This is a genomic window from Microbulbifer sp. ABF4_143 (genome assembly GCF_056160225.1).
Genome location: NZ_JBSWWT010000006.1, coordinates 202,426 through 217,333 on the forward strand (window position 1 = coordinate 202,426; position 14,908 = coordinate 217,333).

Consider the following 14,908-nt stretch of genomic DNA (forward strand, 5'->3'; position numbering starts at 1 on the left):
CGGAGTTTCAATTTCATGGACGCACTGCCCGAAACTATATCCGCCAGTGACTCTCCCGCCGCCGATACCGGCGGCGGTGTGGCGAAGGCGGCCGAGCGACTATCGGCCAACTGTTTCTTCAACGCGCTGTTGCGCGAGACCGGCGCCGGCGAGTGGTTGCAGGCGGCGGATGCGCCGACTCCCGAGGGGGTCGGAGCGCCGGCGCTGCGCATCGCGCTGCCGGAGCGGGGCGCGGCCCTGTGGTTGCCGGTGCGCTACCGCAGCCTGTGCGGGCGGCACCAGTTCGGGTTGCCGATCGTCGAGCAGGGCGGCGACGGCCGCACGCGGGCGATAGAGTTTGCCGAGGCTGCGCGCCTGGTGGCGGAGGAGTCGGGATTTTTCCCGCAGGCGCAGGCCGCGCAGCGCCGCCAGTTTGCCGCGCGCACGGAAGCCAGCGTCCGCAATATGGCCCTGGCGCTGCGCGCCCGCCTCGGCGATTGCGGGGCTCTGTTCGGCGAGCCGCTGGATTTCGTCCGCGCCGAACAGGCGCTCTTGTGCGGCCACGCGATGCATCCGACGCCGAAGAGTCGCGAGCCGTTGACCGATAAGGAGGCACTGCGCTACGCCCCGGAGTTCGGCAACGCCTTCGAGCTGATGTGGCTGGCGGTCGCGCCGCAGCGGCTGCACGGCGCCAGTGGCTGCGAAATGATGGCGTGGGAGTTCGCGCGCCTGCTGTGGAGCAGCGAGTGCGTCGCGGGCGAGCTGCCGCGGGGCTTCGTGCCGGTGCCGGCGCACCCCTGGCAGTGGCAGCGCCTGCGCGGCGATGCGCGGGTGGCGGAGCTGCTGCGGCTCGGGGATATCGTCGAGTTGGGCGAGAGCGGCGGCCTGTGGCGGGCCTCCTCGTCGCTGCGCACCGTCTACGCCGCACACAGCCCCTATATGCTGAAGTTTTCCCTCAGCCTGCGACTGACCAATTCGCTGCGCACGCTGCTGCCCAAAGAGATGGCCCGGGGCCTGGAGGTGTCGGGGGTGCGCAACACGCCGCCGGGCAGGGAGTTCGCCGGGCGCTACCCGCAATTCCGCGTACTGGCGGAGCCCGCCTACCTGCTGTTGACCGACAGCGCCGGTGAACAGATTACCGAGAGCCTGGTCATGTTCCGGGAAAACCCCTTTCTCGGGCGCGCGGCGGAAAACACCTGCCTGCTCGCGACACTGACCCAGGACCATCCGCAGGGGGAGCCCTGCAGGGCGGCGCAGCTGATCGCCCGCTTCGCGCGGAGAATGAATATCGCCACCGACGCCGCTGCCAGGCAGTGGTTCTCCCGCTTCCTCGACGCGGTCATAGAACCGCTGCTGATTGCCCAGGCCGACTACGGCCTGTTGTTCGGCGCCCACCAGCAGAACCTGATTATTGCCTTCGACGGCGAGATGCCCGCGGCCGGTTATTTTCGCGATTGCCAGGGCAGCGGTTACAGCCGCCTCGGCGAGTCGCTGCTGAAACCCTATCTGCCGGACCTGGCCGCGCACGGCGACAACGTAATCGGGGAGGAAATGGCCAACCGGCTGTTTGCCTACTACCTGATCGTCAACAGCTGTTTCGGTCTGATCGGCGCCCTCGGCGCCGCCGGAGTGCTGGAGAGCGCACTGCTGCAACAGCTGCGCGAGCGGCTGCAGCAGCTGCACGACGGTCCACGCCGCGACCGCAGCTGCCTGCAATACCTGCTGCAGTCGGAAGTGCTCTGGGCCAAGGGCAATTTCCACTGCGCGGTCATCGGCATGAACGAGACCACCAGCGACGACCCGCTGTCGATCTATCACAAGATGCCAAACCCGCTGCGGGCTATGGGGAGACGACAATGACCAGCCTTGCAATTCCGGCCGACGCGGAAGCCGACCACCGTCTGCAATTCGAGTTTTTGCCGGAGCGCGATTGCGCCCGCATCCGTTCTGGCCGACCGGAAGATCTCCAGCTGGACCGGCTGTTCCAACTGAATCCGTCGCTGCAAAAAATAATTTTCCCCGACGATTCGCAACTGTACCGCGCCGACTTCTACCAGCGCACGGACCCCTGGTATTGCGGCGGCAACGCCGGCCGCTTTCCACTGCGCTGGGTGCAGGCGGAGCGCGGCCCGCGCCATCCGCTGCGCCCGCGCGTGCCGGCGGGGGAGGTCTACCGGCGCCGCATCTTTTCCCTGGGCATGGACTTCAGCCTGCGCCGCCTGGATCCGGCGCAGGATCTGCAGCGCTTTACCGCCTGGATGAACCGGCCGCGGGTGGCGGAATTCTGGGAAGAGCAGGGCGATAGCGACAAGCAGCGCCGCTATATCGAGGCGGTGCTCGCCGATCCGCACAAGGATCCGCTGATCGCCTGCTTCGACGACAGGCCCTTTGCCTATTTCGAACTCTACTGGGCCTTGGAAGACCGGCTCGGGCCCCACTATGACGCGGATCCTTTCGACCGCGGCATGCATCTGCTGGTCGGGGAGGAGGCCTTTCTCGGCCGCCGCTTCGGCGACGCCTGGCTGACCTGTATCTGTCATTTTATGTGGCTCGACGACAGCCGCACCCGGCGCCTGGTCGGTGAGCCCCGCGCCGACAATGCGGCGATCCTCAAATACATCCGGCGCACGCCCGGCTGGCGCAAGGTCAAGGAGTTCGACTTCCCGCACAAACGCGCCGCGCTGGTGATGTGTGAGCGGGAGGCGTTTTTCCGCGGTATGGGGGGGGTGTTGTGAAGCGGAAATACGACGACTGGTGCCGCGCCAACCGCGCGCTGATTGCGAAGTCCCTGGCGGAACTCTGCTATGAGCAGGCGCTGCGCGCACATCCGCAGTCCGCACAGGACTTCCGTGTCTCCCTGCAAAGCGGCGTGCGCTATCAGTTCCGCGCGTGCCTCACCATCTGGGACTGGCTGCATATAGATCCGGAAACCATTCGGCGCGAGGCGTCCGGCCCGGGTCGGCGGGCGGACGACGCGGCCCAGTTTTTTATCGACGCGGCCGCGGATCTCGAACTGGATTCGTGCACCCTCGGCAACCTGCTGCACGAGCTCGCCAATACCCTGGCGGCGGATATGGCGCTGCTCGAAAAGAGGCGCGGGCTGGACGCCCGGGCGCTGGCACAATTGCCCGATGAGCAGCTGCAGTGTCTGCTCGACGGCCATCCGAAGGCGATGCTGAACAAGGGGCGCATCGGCTGGGGCGCGGCGGAGTTCGCCAGTTTCGGCACCGAATCCGCTCGCGGCGTGCGGCTGTTGTGGCTGGCGGTGGCGCGGGAGGCGGCCGTCTGCGGCCGGGGCGACGGCTGGTGCTGGTCGCGGCTGCTCGCGCAGAGTCTGGATGAAGCGGAGCTGGCGCGGTTTGAAAAAACCTGCCGGCGGCGCGGCGTCAACCTGGATGACTTTCTGCCGCTGCCGGTGCACCCCTGGCAATGGCAGCGGCATATCCGCCACCACTACGCGGGGGAAATCCTGTGCGGGTGGATCGTGTGCCTCGGCGAGTTCGGCGATCGATACCTGCCGCAGGTGTCCCTGCGCACCCTGTCCAATCTCAAGCGCCCGCACGCGCTGCATATCAAACTGCCGCTGACGGTGTTGAACACCTCCTGCTATCGCGGCATTCCCGGCCGGTATATGCGCTGCGGCCCGGCAGTCTCCGCGTGGATGCAGCGGCTGTGCGAAACGGATCCGCTACTGCGTGCGCGCGGCACCGGCGTATTGCAGGAACTGGCCGGCGTACATGTGCCGCACCGGCACCACGAGCAAATCGCCGGCACCCCCTACCGCTACCGGGAAATGCTCGGCGTCACCTGGCGGCAGAGTCCGGCCGTCCACTGCGCCGCGGGCGAGCGCCACCTGCTGATGGCGGCGCTGCTGCAGACCGACGGCGACGGCCGCTCGGTGGCCGGCGCGCTGATCGAAGCGTCCGGCCTGGAGGCGGAGGCCTGGCTGCGGTATTTGTTCGAAGCCACGGTGGTGCCCCTCTACCAACTGATGTGCCGTTACGGGGTGGGCCTGGTGGCCCACGGGCAGAACCTGACGCTGGTGCTGCGCGGCGCCGTCGTCGGGCGCCTGCTGCTGAAAGATTTCCAGGGTGACCTGCGCCTGGCGGAAGGGGATTTCCCCGAGCGCGCCGACCTGCCGCAGTCCGCCGCCGGGGCCATCGCCCGGTTGCCGCCAGAGCATATTCTTCACGACCTGTTTACCGGGCATTTCGTCACCGTGTTGCGCTACCTGTCCGCGCAGCTGCAACGGGAAACCGGGCTCGACGAGCTGCGTTTCTACGGCGTGCTGGCCCGGGTACTGCGCGCCTACCAAGCGGACGCGCGGCGGCAGTGGCCGCAGCTGGCCGCGCGTTTCAAACGCTTCGACATTTTCCGCCGGGGCGTGGAGCGGGTGTGTATCAACCGCGTGCGCCTGCGCCAGGGCTATGAGGATCGCGCCGAGCGCCCGCTGCCCATCGTCGGCGGCGAGCTGCAGAATCCACTCTGGTTGGCCGAGCGGGAACTCGCACAGGCGGAAGCGCGGAACCAATCCAGCAATTCCCGATCGACAACCGACTCCCGATTCGAGGTCATATCATGACAGCTCCACTGGATCTGGCCGGCATAGGCGCCGGCCCGTTTAATCTCGCCGTTGCCGCTCTGCTGCGAGGGCAATCGACAAACTGCCGCTTCTTCGAGGCCAAAACGGCCTACTCCTGGCACCCGGGCCTGATGCTGCCGGGCGCCGCACTGCAGACCTCCTATTTAAAAGACCTGGTCACACCGGTGGACCCGACCAATCCGTACAGCTTTCTCGCCTATCTGGTGGCCAAACGGCGCTTCTACGATTTCCTGCACGCCGAGCAGCCGGCGATCAGCCGCCGCGAGTTCGCCGACTACCTGGCCTGGGTGGCGGCGCAGCTGGACTCTGTGCAGATGGGCAGCCGGGTGCGGAGCGTTCAGGAGCGCGGCGACTATTTCGAACTCGAAGTCCAAAGGGCCGGCGGCGGGGAGCGGGTGCGGGCCAGGAACCTGTGCGTGGCGGCGGGCAAAAAGCCCCATGTGCCCGACTGCTGCCGACCGTTGTTGTCGGAGCACTGTTTCCACGCGCTGGAGATTGCCCTGCGCAACCCGGATCTGAGCGGAAGGAAAGTGGCGGTGATCGGCGGCGGCCAGACAGGTGCAGAGGTGGTGCTGAACCTGCTGGACGAACACTGGGGGCGGCCGCAGCAGGTGATCTGGGTTTCGCGCCGCAGTAATTTTTTACCCCTCGACGAGACCCCCTTCACCAACGACTGGTTTACGCCGGCCTATGTGGATGCCTTCCGCCGGCTGCCGCAGCGGCGCCGCGAGGAAATTGTCGCGGAGCAGAAGCTCGCTTCCGACGGCATTTCCCCGCATACCCTCAAGGCGCTGTACCGGCGTCTCTACCAGCTGGTGCACCTGGACCGGGAGCGCGAGCGCGTGACGCTGCTGCCGAACCGCGAACTGTGCGGCCTGAGCCGGCTCAGCAGTTATGAGCTGCTTCTGCAAAACCGCTTCCCGGACCGGCGCGGGGAAACGGAATCCCGGCGCGCGGACCTGGTCATCCTGTGCACCGGTTTGCGCGAGGCGCTGCCCCCGTGCCTGGCGCCGCTGCGGGAGCGCCTGCCGCGGGATTCCGACGGGCGGCTGCTGCTGGACGACGCCTTCGCAGCGCAACTGCCGGGGGCCGCGGGGCGCCGTTTGTATTTTCTCGGCGCCGGCCGTTACAGCCACGGCATCGCGGAGCCGCAATTGAGCCTGTCGGCCTGGCGCGCCGCGCAGGTGGTTAACGATCTGCTCGGGCGCGAGCTCTACGATACCCGCCAGGCAGCCGGTGTCATGCAATGGGAAACGGCACCGGCACTTGGGGTCGCGGTGGCCTGAATTGGTGACCGGTATTGAGGGGCCGGTGCCCGGCGGGGATATAGCGTAACTTTCCACTCCCCAGCGGCGATTCGGCCCGGCGCAGTGCGCCGCCCTGTGCAATACTTTTTGCAGCAAGCGAGTTCGGTGTTACGTACCAGCTGTCGATACATCGGGAAATGTATCGGGCAATGCATCAAGTTGGTGCGCGCAGTGAACAGGGAGGAAGTCTGCAATGCGATTGAACTCAACACTGGCGCAGGGACGCTATCAGTACAGCTGCGACGGCCGCGAGATGCCGGTCCAGGACCGCTGGCAGCTGGGCGAGGATGACGAGGGGCGCCGCACCCTGGTCAGCCAGCGCCTGGTGGGCGAGCGCGGCTTCGGTATCGAGGTGAGCGCCTTCCTGTGCGCGGGCCTGGTCAGCGAGTGCCGGATCCACTGGCGCGACGAGGTGGACGAGGTCAGCGCCCACTACCGCCTGTGCAGCGCCGAGGGCGCGGCGCCGCAGCTGGGCGACACCATTGAGGCAAACTGGAGCGGACCCAACGGCCCGCAGCGCACGCTGGTCGAAGGGCGGGGCCGCCTGCTGTTCCCGCTGATGCGCATCTTCATGGGGCCGCTGCTGCTGAAGCTGGAGCAGTTCCGGGAGGGTCTGGAAGTGGTCACTCCGGATATCGTCGATCCCTCCCAGCGGGGCAAGCTGCTGGCGCCGAGGGTCAGCCACCGCAGCGCCAGGCCCATGGCCGGCGACGCCGCCACCCAGAGGACCCAGGAGCTGGGGCCCGATATCAGCGCTTTCATCTACCAGGGCGACGAGGCCGAGCGGGATGCCCACTGCTATGTGGACAGGCGCGGCCTGTTGGTGGGCTACGACTGGCCCTCCAGCACCGGCCGCCTGTGGCAGGTGCGGCTGCGCGACCTGGAGTGGTCGCCGCAGCTGGCGGGTATCAACGCCTGATTCGGGGCGGCAATCCAATCGGTGAAGGATCACCTCTTTGGTTGCCGGGTTAATAGTGGATCAATGGCAAGGAGCTGCCACCGTGTACGCCACCCGTCGACAGGGAAGTTTTGCCTGGCTGGTGTCGCTGCTGTGCCTGCCGGGGCTGGCGGTTGCCGAAGCGCCGCTCCCGGCGGCGGAGCAGATCAGTCCCGGCGAAAATCCGGCGGCAGATGACCTGGTCCAGGTACCGGTCGCGCGCGGCTCCCGGCCCAGCGAGCGTGTGCAGGCGGTGCAGGATGCGGCCAGCAACCGCTTTTCCCTCGCTTCGCACAAGTCCAGCTATCTGTTGCCCGCCGCCTACAGCGGTACCAGTGACAATCCCGGCTATGACGGCGGCGAGGGCAGGGATTTCAAATCCCTGGAAATCGAATTTCAGCTTTCGGTACAGGTGCCGCTCTGGAGCGGTGTTCTGGGGCCGTCCTCCTTTGTCAGCGCCGCATATACCAATCGCAGTTTCTGGCAGGCGTACACCCCCTCCGCACCGCTGCGGGAGACGGTGCACGAACCGGAGCTTATTCTGACCTGGCTGAGTGACTGGCGGCTCTTCGGACTCGAGTGCGTGGCCTCGCAGCTGGCGTTCAGTCACCAGTCCAATGGTCGCGATGGCGACCAGTCCCGGGGTTGGAATCGCGTCTATGCCAAATTCATTTTCGAGCGGGATGCCTATTTTCTCGCGTTCCGGCCCTGGTACCGCATCCCGGAGGACAGGATTGGGGATGACAACCCGGATATCGATTTCTTTTTGGGGAATTTCGAGTTGAGCGGAGGCTATCGCGGCGACAGCTACGGCGCCTCGATACTGGTGCGCAACAACCTGAGATCCGACAACCGCGGCGCGGTGGAGTTGCGCTGGAACTTTCCGGTGGGACCGCGACTGCGGGGATTCGTGCGCTACTTCAACGGCTATGGCGAGGGGCTCGCGAACTACGACCGCGCCCAGGAGTCCCTGGGGCTCGGTATAGAGCTGGCGGAAGGGTTTTAGACCGTGGAAAAATTCTGGTTTAATCAGCGTTTTTCACGGAGATGGAATTTTGCTGCATCGCACGTTGTTTTTGGTGCTTGGAACACTCGCTCACGCTACCAGTGCCGCCGATGCGGCCGATTTGGCGTTACGGGAGGAGCTGCGGGCGGCAGCGGATTCTGTGCAGGCGGTGGTCGAGGAGGCCATCGCCACCACCCCGGAACAGCGCGAGGAGTCCTGCCTGCGCGAACAGCTGCTGGTGGCTCCGGCCAGTATCACCCTGGAAGAGATACGCCGCTTCTGTGCCGCACAGGTGTACGGCGACCCGATGCAGCGGGAGGAGCGCCCGCTGTTCGGCACCGTGTCGGAGCCGCCGCAGGAGCAGCTGCCGGTCGATGAGCCGCGGGTGAGCGAGCGCGCCCAGGCCATCCGCGACGCGGCCAACAACCCTTTCACCCTCGCCTCCCACAAGACCAACTACCTGCTGCCGGTGGTCTACAACCCGTCGCCGAACAAGGCCGGCCTGGAGGATTTCAACAGCGACGGCGAGCCGGTGGATCTGGACAATGTGGAAGTGCAGTTCCAGCTTTCCGTGCAGGTGCCGGTGTGGCGCGGCTTTCTCGGCAAGGCGTCCTTTATGAGTGTCGCCTACACCAACCGCAGCTTCTGGCAGGCCTACAATTCCGACGACTCGTCGCCCTTCCGCGAGACCAACCACGAGCCGGAGCTGATCATGACCTGGCTCAACGACTGGAGTCTGTTCGGCTGGCAGAACGTGGCCAACCAACTGGCGCTCAACCACCAGTCGAACGGCCGCAGCGAGCCGCTGTCGCGCAGCTGGAACCGCATCTACGCCACCCTGGTGTTCGAGCGGGGCAGCTATTCCATCGGCTTCAAGCCCTGGTACCGGATTCCGGAAAAGCGCGACGACGATGACAACCCGGATATCGAGCACTTCCTCGGCCATTTCGAACTGCACGGCCGCTACCGCGAGGGCGGCCACAGCGTATCGCTGATGTTGCGCAACAATCTGCGCTCGGACAATCACGGCGCGGTGGAGATCGCCTGGGGCTTCCCGCTCGGCAAGCGGGTGCGCGGCTATGTGAAGTATTTCAACGGCTACGGCGAGAGCCTGATCGACTACGATGAGTCGGTACAGACGCTGGGTTTCGGCTTCGAACTGGCGCAGGGATTCTGATGCAATGACAAATGCGGACAAGCGCAGCGCGTCCAGCGAACTGACTTATGGGATTTGAAGACACCTACCGCCTCAGCGCCCACGCCGTTATCACCAACGACCGGGGCGAGGTGCTGCAGCTGCGCGCCACCTATGCGGAGCGGAGCTGGGGCCTGCCCGGCGGCGCCCTGGACCCGGGCGAGACAGTCCACGAGGCGCTGCTGCGCGAGTGCCGCGAGGAGCTCGGGCGCGAGGTCGGCATAGACTACCTGAGCGGTATCTACTACCACCGCGCCTACGGCTCGCACGTGTTCATCTTCCGCGCGCACTTCGCCGATTCGGCGCCGATCACCCTGTCCGACGAGCACTCGGAAATGGCCTATTTTCCGCTGGAGCGGCTGTCCCCGGTGCAGCTGCAGCGGGTCAGGGACTGCCTCGAATTCGACGGGCGGGTCCGCAGCGCAAAGTTCTAACTTCCCGACCTTTGTTGGCATTGGATCTTGTGTTCGTGCTGCCTTTTGGCAAATAACGCTAAATCCCTCCGTCTCGCGGAATTCCCCCGCCGCCTCCTTTAGACTTTGCCGCCTGGCTTGTGAGTCACTTTTCCCCGGCGCTGCCGCGCAGGCTGGGGTGGAACGAAAAAGCAAATAAAATCAAAAAGTTAATAGGACGAGACAGCAGCCCGTGGGATCTTTCGGGCTATGCTGATGGATAAGACTATGGGTTTGGAACTGAAGATGCCTGATCTGGGCAACCTGAGTGAGAGCGCGCCGCCGCTGGAGTGCCGTGTGGCCCTGGTCAGCGCCGACCGCGCACTCGCCGGCGAGTGGGTCAACGCGCTGAACGCCACCGCCGCACAACACGAAAATCCCTACGGCCTGCGTTTCGAGGCGGTCACGCCCGCCGGTGTCGAACGCCTGGTGCGGGAAGAGGACAGCCTGCAGGCGCTGATCGTCGACGGCGGCGCCGACGCCCAGGGCCTGGCGGCCGCGGACGAAATCGCGGATTTGGTGCACGGCCTGCGCTCGCAGCTGAATATCTTCCTGGTCGCACACGGGGCCTTCGCCGGCGCCGGCACCGAGCCCCAGTCCCCCAGCCCGCAGTCGCTGGCGACGCTGCGCCAGCGTTTCGACGAGCTGTTCGACCGCCGCGAGGGCAACTTCAACCATATGTTCCGCCTGGTGCAGGCGTTTATCGCCCGCCGCGCCTCGACCCCCTTCGCCGATACCCTGAAGGACTATGTGTTCTCCGCCCGCGACGCCTGGCACACCCCGGGCCACTCCGGCGGCGACAGCCTGCGCAACAGCCCCTGGGTCGGGGACTTCTACCGCTTTATGGGCGAGCATGTATTCAACACCGACCTGTCGGTCTCGGTGCAGGTACTCGACAGCCTGCTCGAACCCCACTCCGTGATCCAGGAGGCCCAGGACCTGGCGGCCCAGGCCTTCGGCGCGCGCCACAGCTTTTTCCTGACCAACGGCACCTCCACCGCCAACAAGGTGGTGATCCAGCAGATCCTCGGCGGCGGCGGCAAGATCATCGTCGACCAGGCCTGCCACAAGTCGGTGCACCACGCGATCGTGATGAACCGCTGCGAGCCGGTGTACCTGAAGTCGGTGCTGCACCCGGAGTTCGGCATCTACGGTCCGGTCAAGCGCGCCGATATCGAGGCGGCCCTGGACGAGCACGGCGACGCGCGCCTGCTGGTGATCACCTCCTGCACCTACGACGGCCTGCGCTACGACCTGAAGCCGATCATCGACTACGCCCACGAGCGCGGCGTCAAGGTGCTGGTGGACGAGGCCTGGTACGCCCACGGCTACTTCCACCCGGAGCTGCGCCCGACCGCGCTCGAGTGCGGCGCCGACTATGTGACCCAGAGCACCCACAAGATGCTGTCCGCCTTCTCCCAGGCGAGCATGATCCACGTGCAGGACCCGGATTTCGACGACCACCGCTTCCGCGAAAACCTGAACATGCACGCCTCCACCAGCCCCCAGTACGCGATGATTGCGAGCCTGGACGTGGCGCGCAAACAGATGGCGATGGAGGGCCACGGCCGCCTGAAGCAGTGCCTGCAGATGGTGGAGACACTGCGCCGCGCCGTGGACGAGACCGGCGTCTTCCGCGCGCTGACCCGCGACGACCTGATCGCCGAACCGCTCGCCAACGACAATATCCGCCTGGACCCGACCAAGGTCACCATCGACATCTCCGCCAGCGGCTACTCCGGCAAGGAGATGCAGATCAAGCTGTTCGACCAGTACGGCATCCAGGTGGAGAAGACCACCTACAACACGGTGACCGTGCTGGTGACCCTGGGCAGCACCGAGAGCAAGCTGCTGCGTCTGATCCACGCCCTCAAGCAGCTGGCCCGCAACCCGCGCAAGCGCACCCACGCGGCCAGCTCGCGGCGGCTGCCGGAATTCACCCACTTCAACTGCCTGCCGGCGGACGCCTACTTCGCCGAGACCGAGGAGCTGCCGCTGATGGACAACGGTGTGGCCGCGACCGAAAAGCTGGTTGGCCGCACCTGCGCCGACGAGATAGTGCCCTATCCGCCGGGCATCCCGGTGCTGGTGCCGGGGCAGGAGATCTCCGCGCAGATAGTGCAGTTTCTGCAGCAGCTGCTGCAGGGGCAGAACACCACCGAGATCCACGGCCTGATCTTCCGCTCCGACGAGCCGATGCTGCGCGTGGTCAAGGAGAGCGGCAGGAAGCCGGCGGGCAGGAAGGCCGCGGCGAAATAACTCCGCCCGGTGACTGTAAACCCCGGCCCGCGCCGGGGTTTTTGTTGCGCGGAGCCGCAGGCCCTAGACGGCCAGCGGATCGCCCCGCTCGATCAGCGTGTCTATACCGAGCCCGGTCGGCAGACAGCCGGTATTGTGCGCGCCCCGGGCCCCGAGGCGCGAGGCGATAAAGGCCTCCGCCACCGCGCTGTTGTTGCCCTGTACCAGCAGGTGCGCCTGCATCACCAGCGCCATCTGGTCCACCAGATGGCGCGCGCGGTACTCCACCTGATCCATATCCGCCAGCTGGTTTTTCAGCTGTTCGACGGCGCTGTCCAGGCGTGGATCGGCACCGGTGCTGTCTTTCAGCTCGTCGAACCAGTGGGTGAGCACCGCCGGTGTCTTGGCGATGGCGCGCAGCACGTCCAGCGCCTGGATATTGCCGGAGCCCTCCCAGATCGCATTGATGGGCGCGTCGCGGTACAGGCGCGCGGTGATGAAATTCTCGATCACGCCGTTGCCGCCCAGGCATTCCATCGCCTCGTAGGTGTGGTGCGGGGTGCGTTTGCAGATCCAGTATTTGCCCACCGCGGTGCCGAGGCGCATCAGCAGTTTTTCGTGCTCGCTGTCGGGATAGTCCATTGCCCGCGCCATGCGCAGGGTCATGGCCACCGAGCCCTCGACTTCCAGCTGCAGGTCGGCGAGCACATTGCGCATCAGCGGCTGCTCGACCAGTTTCTTGCCGAAGGCGCTGCGGTTTGATGTGTGGTAGATGGCCTGCAGCACCGCTTGGCGCTGGCCGGCAGACGAGCCGATCATGCAGTCGAAGCGGGTGGTGGACACCATCTCGATAATCGCGTTGACGCCGCGGCCCTCTTCGCCGATCAGCCAGCCCAGCGCGCCGCGCATCTCCACCTCGGAAGACGCGTTGGAGACATTGCCGGATTTGTTTTTCAGGCGCTGTACCTGGATAGGATTCTTGCTGCCGTCGGGGCGCCAGCGCGGTACCAGGAAGCAGGACAGGCCGGCGTCGGTTTGCGCCAGCATCAGGAAGGCGTCGCACATGGGTGCGGACATAAACCACTTGTGACCCACCAGCTCGTAGGCGCCGTCGCCGATCGGCGTGGCGGTGCTGGTATTGGCACGCACATCGGAACCGCCCTGTTTTTCGGTCATGCCCATACCGATGGTCAGGGCAGATTTCTGCGTATAGGGGCGGTTGCTCGCATCGTAGCCGAGCGCGGTGACCTTCGGCAGCCACTCCCCGGCCAGTTTCGGATTGAGGCGAATGGAGGGCACCGAGGCGAAGGTCATGGTAATCGGGCAGCCGTGGCCCGCTTCCAACTGGCTGTGCAGGTAGTACTTGGCGGCACGCACCACATGGGCGCCGGGTTTCGGATCCGTCCAGGGGCTGCTGTGCAGGCCCTCGGACAGCGCCAACTGCATCAGCTGGTGGTAGGCCGGGTGGTAGCGCACCAGATCGATGCGGTTGCCGGTGCGGTCGTGACTTTCGAAGATGGGTTTGAACTCATTGGCGTCGAAACCGCGCTGGATCATCTCCGGGCGGCCGCAGACCTCGCCGTAGCGCTGCAGGTCATCCTCGGCCCAATGGCCGCCGTTGCGGGCCACCGCCTCGCGCAGCGCCGCATCGCCGGCGTATAGGTTGTGGCCGGTAAGCGGCGGTACCTGGTTGAAGACTTCGTGGGTGCTGGACAATTCGGACGGGTAGGGTGGTTTATTCATAGATCTTGTCTCTGGCTTCTTCACGCGGCTCCGGTGTGGAAAGGTTAGTTCGCTGCGCCGGTTCTGCCGACCATCCTAGTGGCATAGATGTCGCGGGTCTTGTCCATTTGTGACGGCTTTATTTGCCGCGTCGTTCAGCGGCGTGGGGGGGGGGGGTAGTTTGGCGTGCTGTGAATGGCGGTCAGTTGTGACAGCGTTATCGCACTGTGCCGGCCGGACATTGCTGGTGACCGAACATAGGGGGCGTAAAAGGAATGAATACTGTGACGCCATTTCCCCTGGCTGCTCTCAGCGGGTGTCCCGGCGCCTATTCTACCGGGATGGGCGGGGCGACATCGGCGGTATCGCCCGGCTATGTAGCTGCGCTGATGAATGATTTCAGTCGTACTCTCCCGCCGGAATTGATTCCAATAGCGCTTTCCCATTGGGGATATAGTGAAATGCATCTCGATATGCGATTTCATCTCCGCCGCTGGTGGAGCATACTTCTATGTCCCGGATATGATCCGGGACCAATAAATCATCTCCTAGCACAAACCACTGAGACTGTTCGGAACAGTCCGGATTGGAGTCACTGGGCCTGCCCATGATAATAAAAACTGTTGCTCTGGCGTTGTGATAGGTGTGGGAACGAATTTTTCCATGCCGATCTTTGACAAACTGGCACGGGGTTGCCAGTTTGGTCTGGACAGTTTCTCCGGCATATTTGATCACGCAGTGATCCCCGTCATTATCAATTGCCAGATCGTCTTCCACTGTGGTTCCGCATGCTGCTGCGGGAAGTGTCAGGAGTAATGCAGAGGCCTTGAAATAGTTTGTCATCTTGTTGCCTCCCAAAACCATAATTGATTTCCCCGGTCCAGATAACTGACGGAACCCGCTTTCATCTTCTTCCCATTCCAAAGGTCTATATGATCGGTTGGGCCCCAGCCGTTGTTGATATATACAATGCCTTTTTTCCCTTTAATTGCATATCTTTCGGCAATATTAGTGCTTTGGAATATCACTGGATTGCCAAAAATATGCTTGTTCGCCTTCATCCAAGAGGCTAATTCATGTGCGGCGAGGATGTGTGGAGAGTTGCGGTGAAACCAGCAGCGCCGGTTTTTATACAGAAGATCGAATGAGGATGTATCGTAGTCTGACACCTCCAGCGCCACCCCCATTCTGATCGCGCACTGGTTTCTAAAGGCGCTTTCGTCGCAGGGATAGCTGTTCGGCCCGGGGTGGTTATCCCACAGTGTTTGGAAATTCGTTATCGCCATCTGAGTTATGCTGATTTCTGGTGTATGGCAGTAGGCTAAAAAGATGGCGTACCCTGTTGGTTGATCACCACCACGATCACAACCAACAAAAGGAGTACGCCATGAACAAGTCTACCTTGCATGTTCTTTCACAACCAGAGTCAAAGGGCCTGGACCCGCTCCACGAGACCATCCGTCAGGGGG

12 protein-coding genes are annotated in these 14,908 nt (G+C 64.4%); 9 read left to right on the plus strand and 3 right to left on the minus strand.

The window, feature by feature from the left end:
- The first annotated feature begins 15 nt into the window (after positions 1–15).
- From ACXAF3_RS06900 to ACXAF3_RS06940, 9 genes are all read left to right on the plus strand, one after another.
- Positions 16–1,839, plus strand: a complete 1,824-nt coding sequence (locus tag ACXAF3_RS06900; RefSeq protein WP_475111557.1) for an IucA/IucC family protein — start codon at positions 16–18, stop codon at positions 1,837–1,839.
- A complete protein-coding gene (locus ACXAF3_RS06905) occupies positions 1,836–2,714 on the plus strand; it encodes a GNAT family N-acetyltransferase (RefSeq protein ID WP_475111558.1) in 879 nt (292 codons plus the stop codon). Before ACXAF3_RS06900 ends, ACXAF3_RS06905 begins: the two co-directional genes overlap by 4 nt.
- The gene (locus ACXAF3_RS06910) at positions 2,711–4,561 is read left to right on the plus strand and encodes an IucA/IucC family protein (protein WP_475111559.1); all 1,851 of its coding nucleotides are present in this window, start codon (positions 2,711–2,713) and stop codon (positions 4,559–4,561) included. Before ACXAF3_RS06905 ends, ACXAF3_RS06910 begins: the two co-directional genes overlap by 4 nt.
- Complete coding sequence (locus tag ACXAF3_RS06915; RefSeq protein ID WP_475111560.1) at positions 4,558–5,868, plus strand: lysine N(6)-hydroxylase/L-ornithine N(5)-oxygenase family protein; 1,311 nt, start codon at positions 4,558–4,560, stop codon at positions 5,866–5,868. The genes ACXAF3_RS06910 and ACXAF3_RS06915 overlap by 4 nt, the downstream gene beginning before the upstream one ends.
- 214 nt (positions 5,869–6,082) lie before the next feature.
- Positions 6,083–6,808 carry a hypothetical protein gene (locus ACXAF3_RS06920; RefSeq protein WP_475111561.1) on the plus strand — a complete coding sequence of 242 codons (726 nt, stop codon included), beginning with the start codon at positions 6,083–6,085 and terminating at the stop codon, positions 6,806–6,808.
- A gap of 82 nt (positions 6,809–6,890) precedes the next feature.
- Positions 6,891–7,832: a phospholipase A gene (locus ACXAF3_RS06925; protein ID WP_475111562.1), complete on the plus strand. Its 942-nt coding sequence runs from the start codon at positions 6,891–6,893 to the stop codon at positions 7,830–7,832.
- Between the two features lie 73 nt (positions 7,833–7,905).
- A complete protein-coding gene (locus ACXAF3_RS06930) occupies positions 7,906–9,009 on the plus strand; it encodes a phospholipase A (RefSeq protein ID WP_475111563.1) in 1,104 nt (367 codons plus the stop codon).
- A 47-nt stretch (positions 9,010–9,056) separates the two neighbouring features.
- Positions 9,057–9,461: an NUDIX hydrolase gene (locus ACXAF3_RS06935; RefSeq protein ID WP_475111564.1), complete on the plus strand. Its 405-nt coding sequence runs from the start codon at positions 9,057–9,059 to the stop codon at positions 9,459–9,461.
- Positions 9,462–9,695: 234 nt separating this feature from the next.
- The gene (locus ACXAF3_RS06940; RefSeq protein WP_475111565.1) at positions 9,696–11,738 is read left to right on the plus strand and encodes an aminotransferase class I/II-fold pyridoxal phosphate-dependent enzyme; all 2,043 of its coding nucleotides are present in this window, start codon (positions 9,696–9,698) and stop codon (positions 11,736–11,738) included.
- 63 nt (positions 11,739–11,801) lie between these two features.
- Here the strand turns inward: ACXAF3_RS06940 and ACXAF3_RS06945 are convergent, their stop codons facing one another.
- From ACXAF3_RS06945 to ACXAF3_RS06955, 3 genes are all read right to left on the minus strand, one after another.
- Entirely contained in the window at positions 11,802–13,460 is a 1,659-nt protein-coding gene (locus tag ACXAF3_RS06945; RefSeq protein WP_475111566.1) for an acyl-CoA dehydrogenase family protein, read from the minus strand.
- Between the two features lie 378 nt (positions 13,461–13,838).
- A complete protein-coding gene (locus ACXAF3_RS06950; protein WP_475111567.1) occupies positions 13,839–14,282 on the minus strand; it encodes a hypothetical protein in 444 nt (147 codons plus the stop codon).
- Positions 14,279–14,725 carry a T6SS effector amidase Tae4 family protein gene (locus ACXAF3_RS06955; RefSeq protein WP_475111568.1) on the minus strand — a complete coding sequence of 149 codons (447 nt, stop codon included), beginning with the start codon at positions 14,723–14,725 and terminating at the stop codon, positions 14,279–14,281. The genes ACXAF3_RS06950 and ACXAF3_RS06955 overlap by 4 nt, the downstream gene beginning before the upstream one ends.
- Positions 14,726–14,908: the final 183 nt, after the last annotated feature.

Coding starts and splice junctions, on each gene's coding strand:
- ACXAF3_RS06950 (WP_475111567.1), bottom strand. CDS start 14,282: ATGACAAACTATTTCAAGGCCTCTGCATTACTCCTGACACTTCCCGCA.
- ACXAF3_RS06955 (WP_475111568.1), bottom strand. CDS start 14,725: ATGGCGATAACGAATTTCCAAACACTGTGGGATAACCACCCCGGGCCG.
- ACXAF3_RS06935 (WP_475111564.1), top strand. CDS start 9,057: ATGGGATTTGAAGACACCTACCGCCTCAGCGCCCACGCCGTTATCACC.
- ACXAF3_RS06920 (WP_475111561.1), top strand. CDS start 6,083: ATGCGATTGAACTCAACACTGGCGCAGGGACGCTATCAGTACAGCTGC.
- ACXAF3_RS06905 (WP_475111558.1), top strand. CDS start 1,836: ATGACCAGCCTTGCAATTCCGGCCGACGCGGAAGCCGACCACCGTCTG.
- ACXAF3_RS06915 (WP_475111560.1), top strand. CDS start 4,558: ATGACAGCTCCACTGGATCTGGCCGGCATAGGCGCCGGCCCGTTTAAT.
- ACXAF3_RS06940 (WP_475111565.1), top strand. CDS start 9,696: ATGGATAAGACTATGGGTTTGGAACTGAAGATGCCTGATCTGGGCAAC.
- ACXAF3_RS06945 (WP_475111566.1), bottom strand. CDS start 13,460: ATGAATAAACCACCCTACCCGTCCGAATTGTCCAGCACCCACGAAGTC.
- ACXAF3_RS06900 (WP_475111557.1), top strand. CDS start 16: ATGGACGCACTGCCCGAAACTATATCCGCCAGTGACTCTCCCGCCGCC.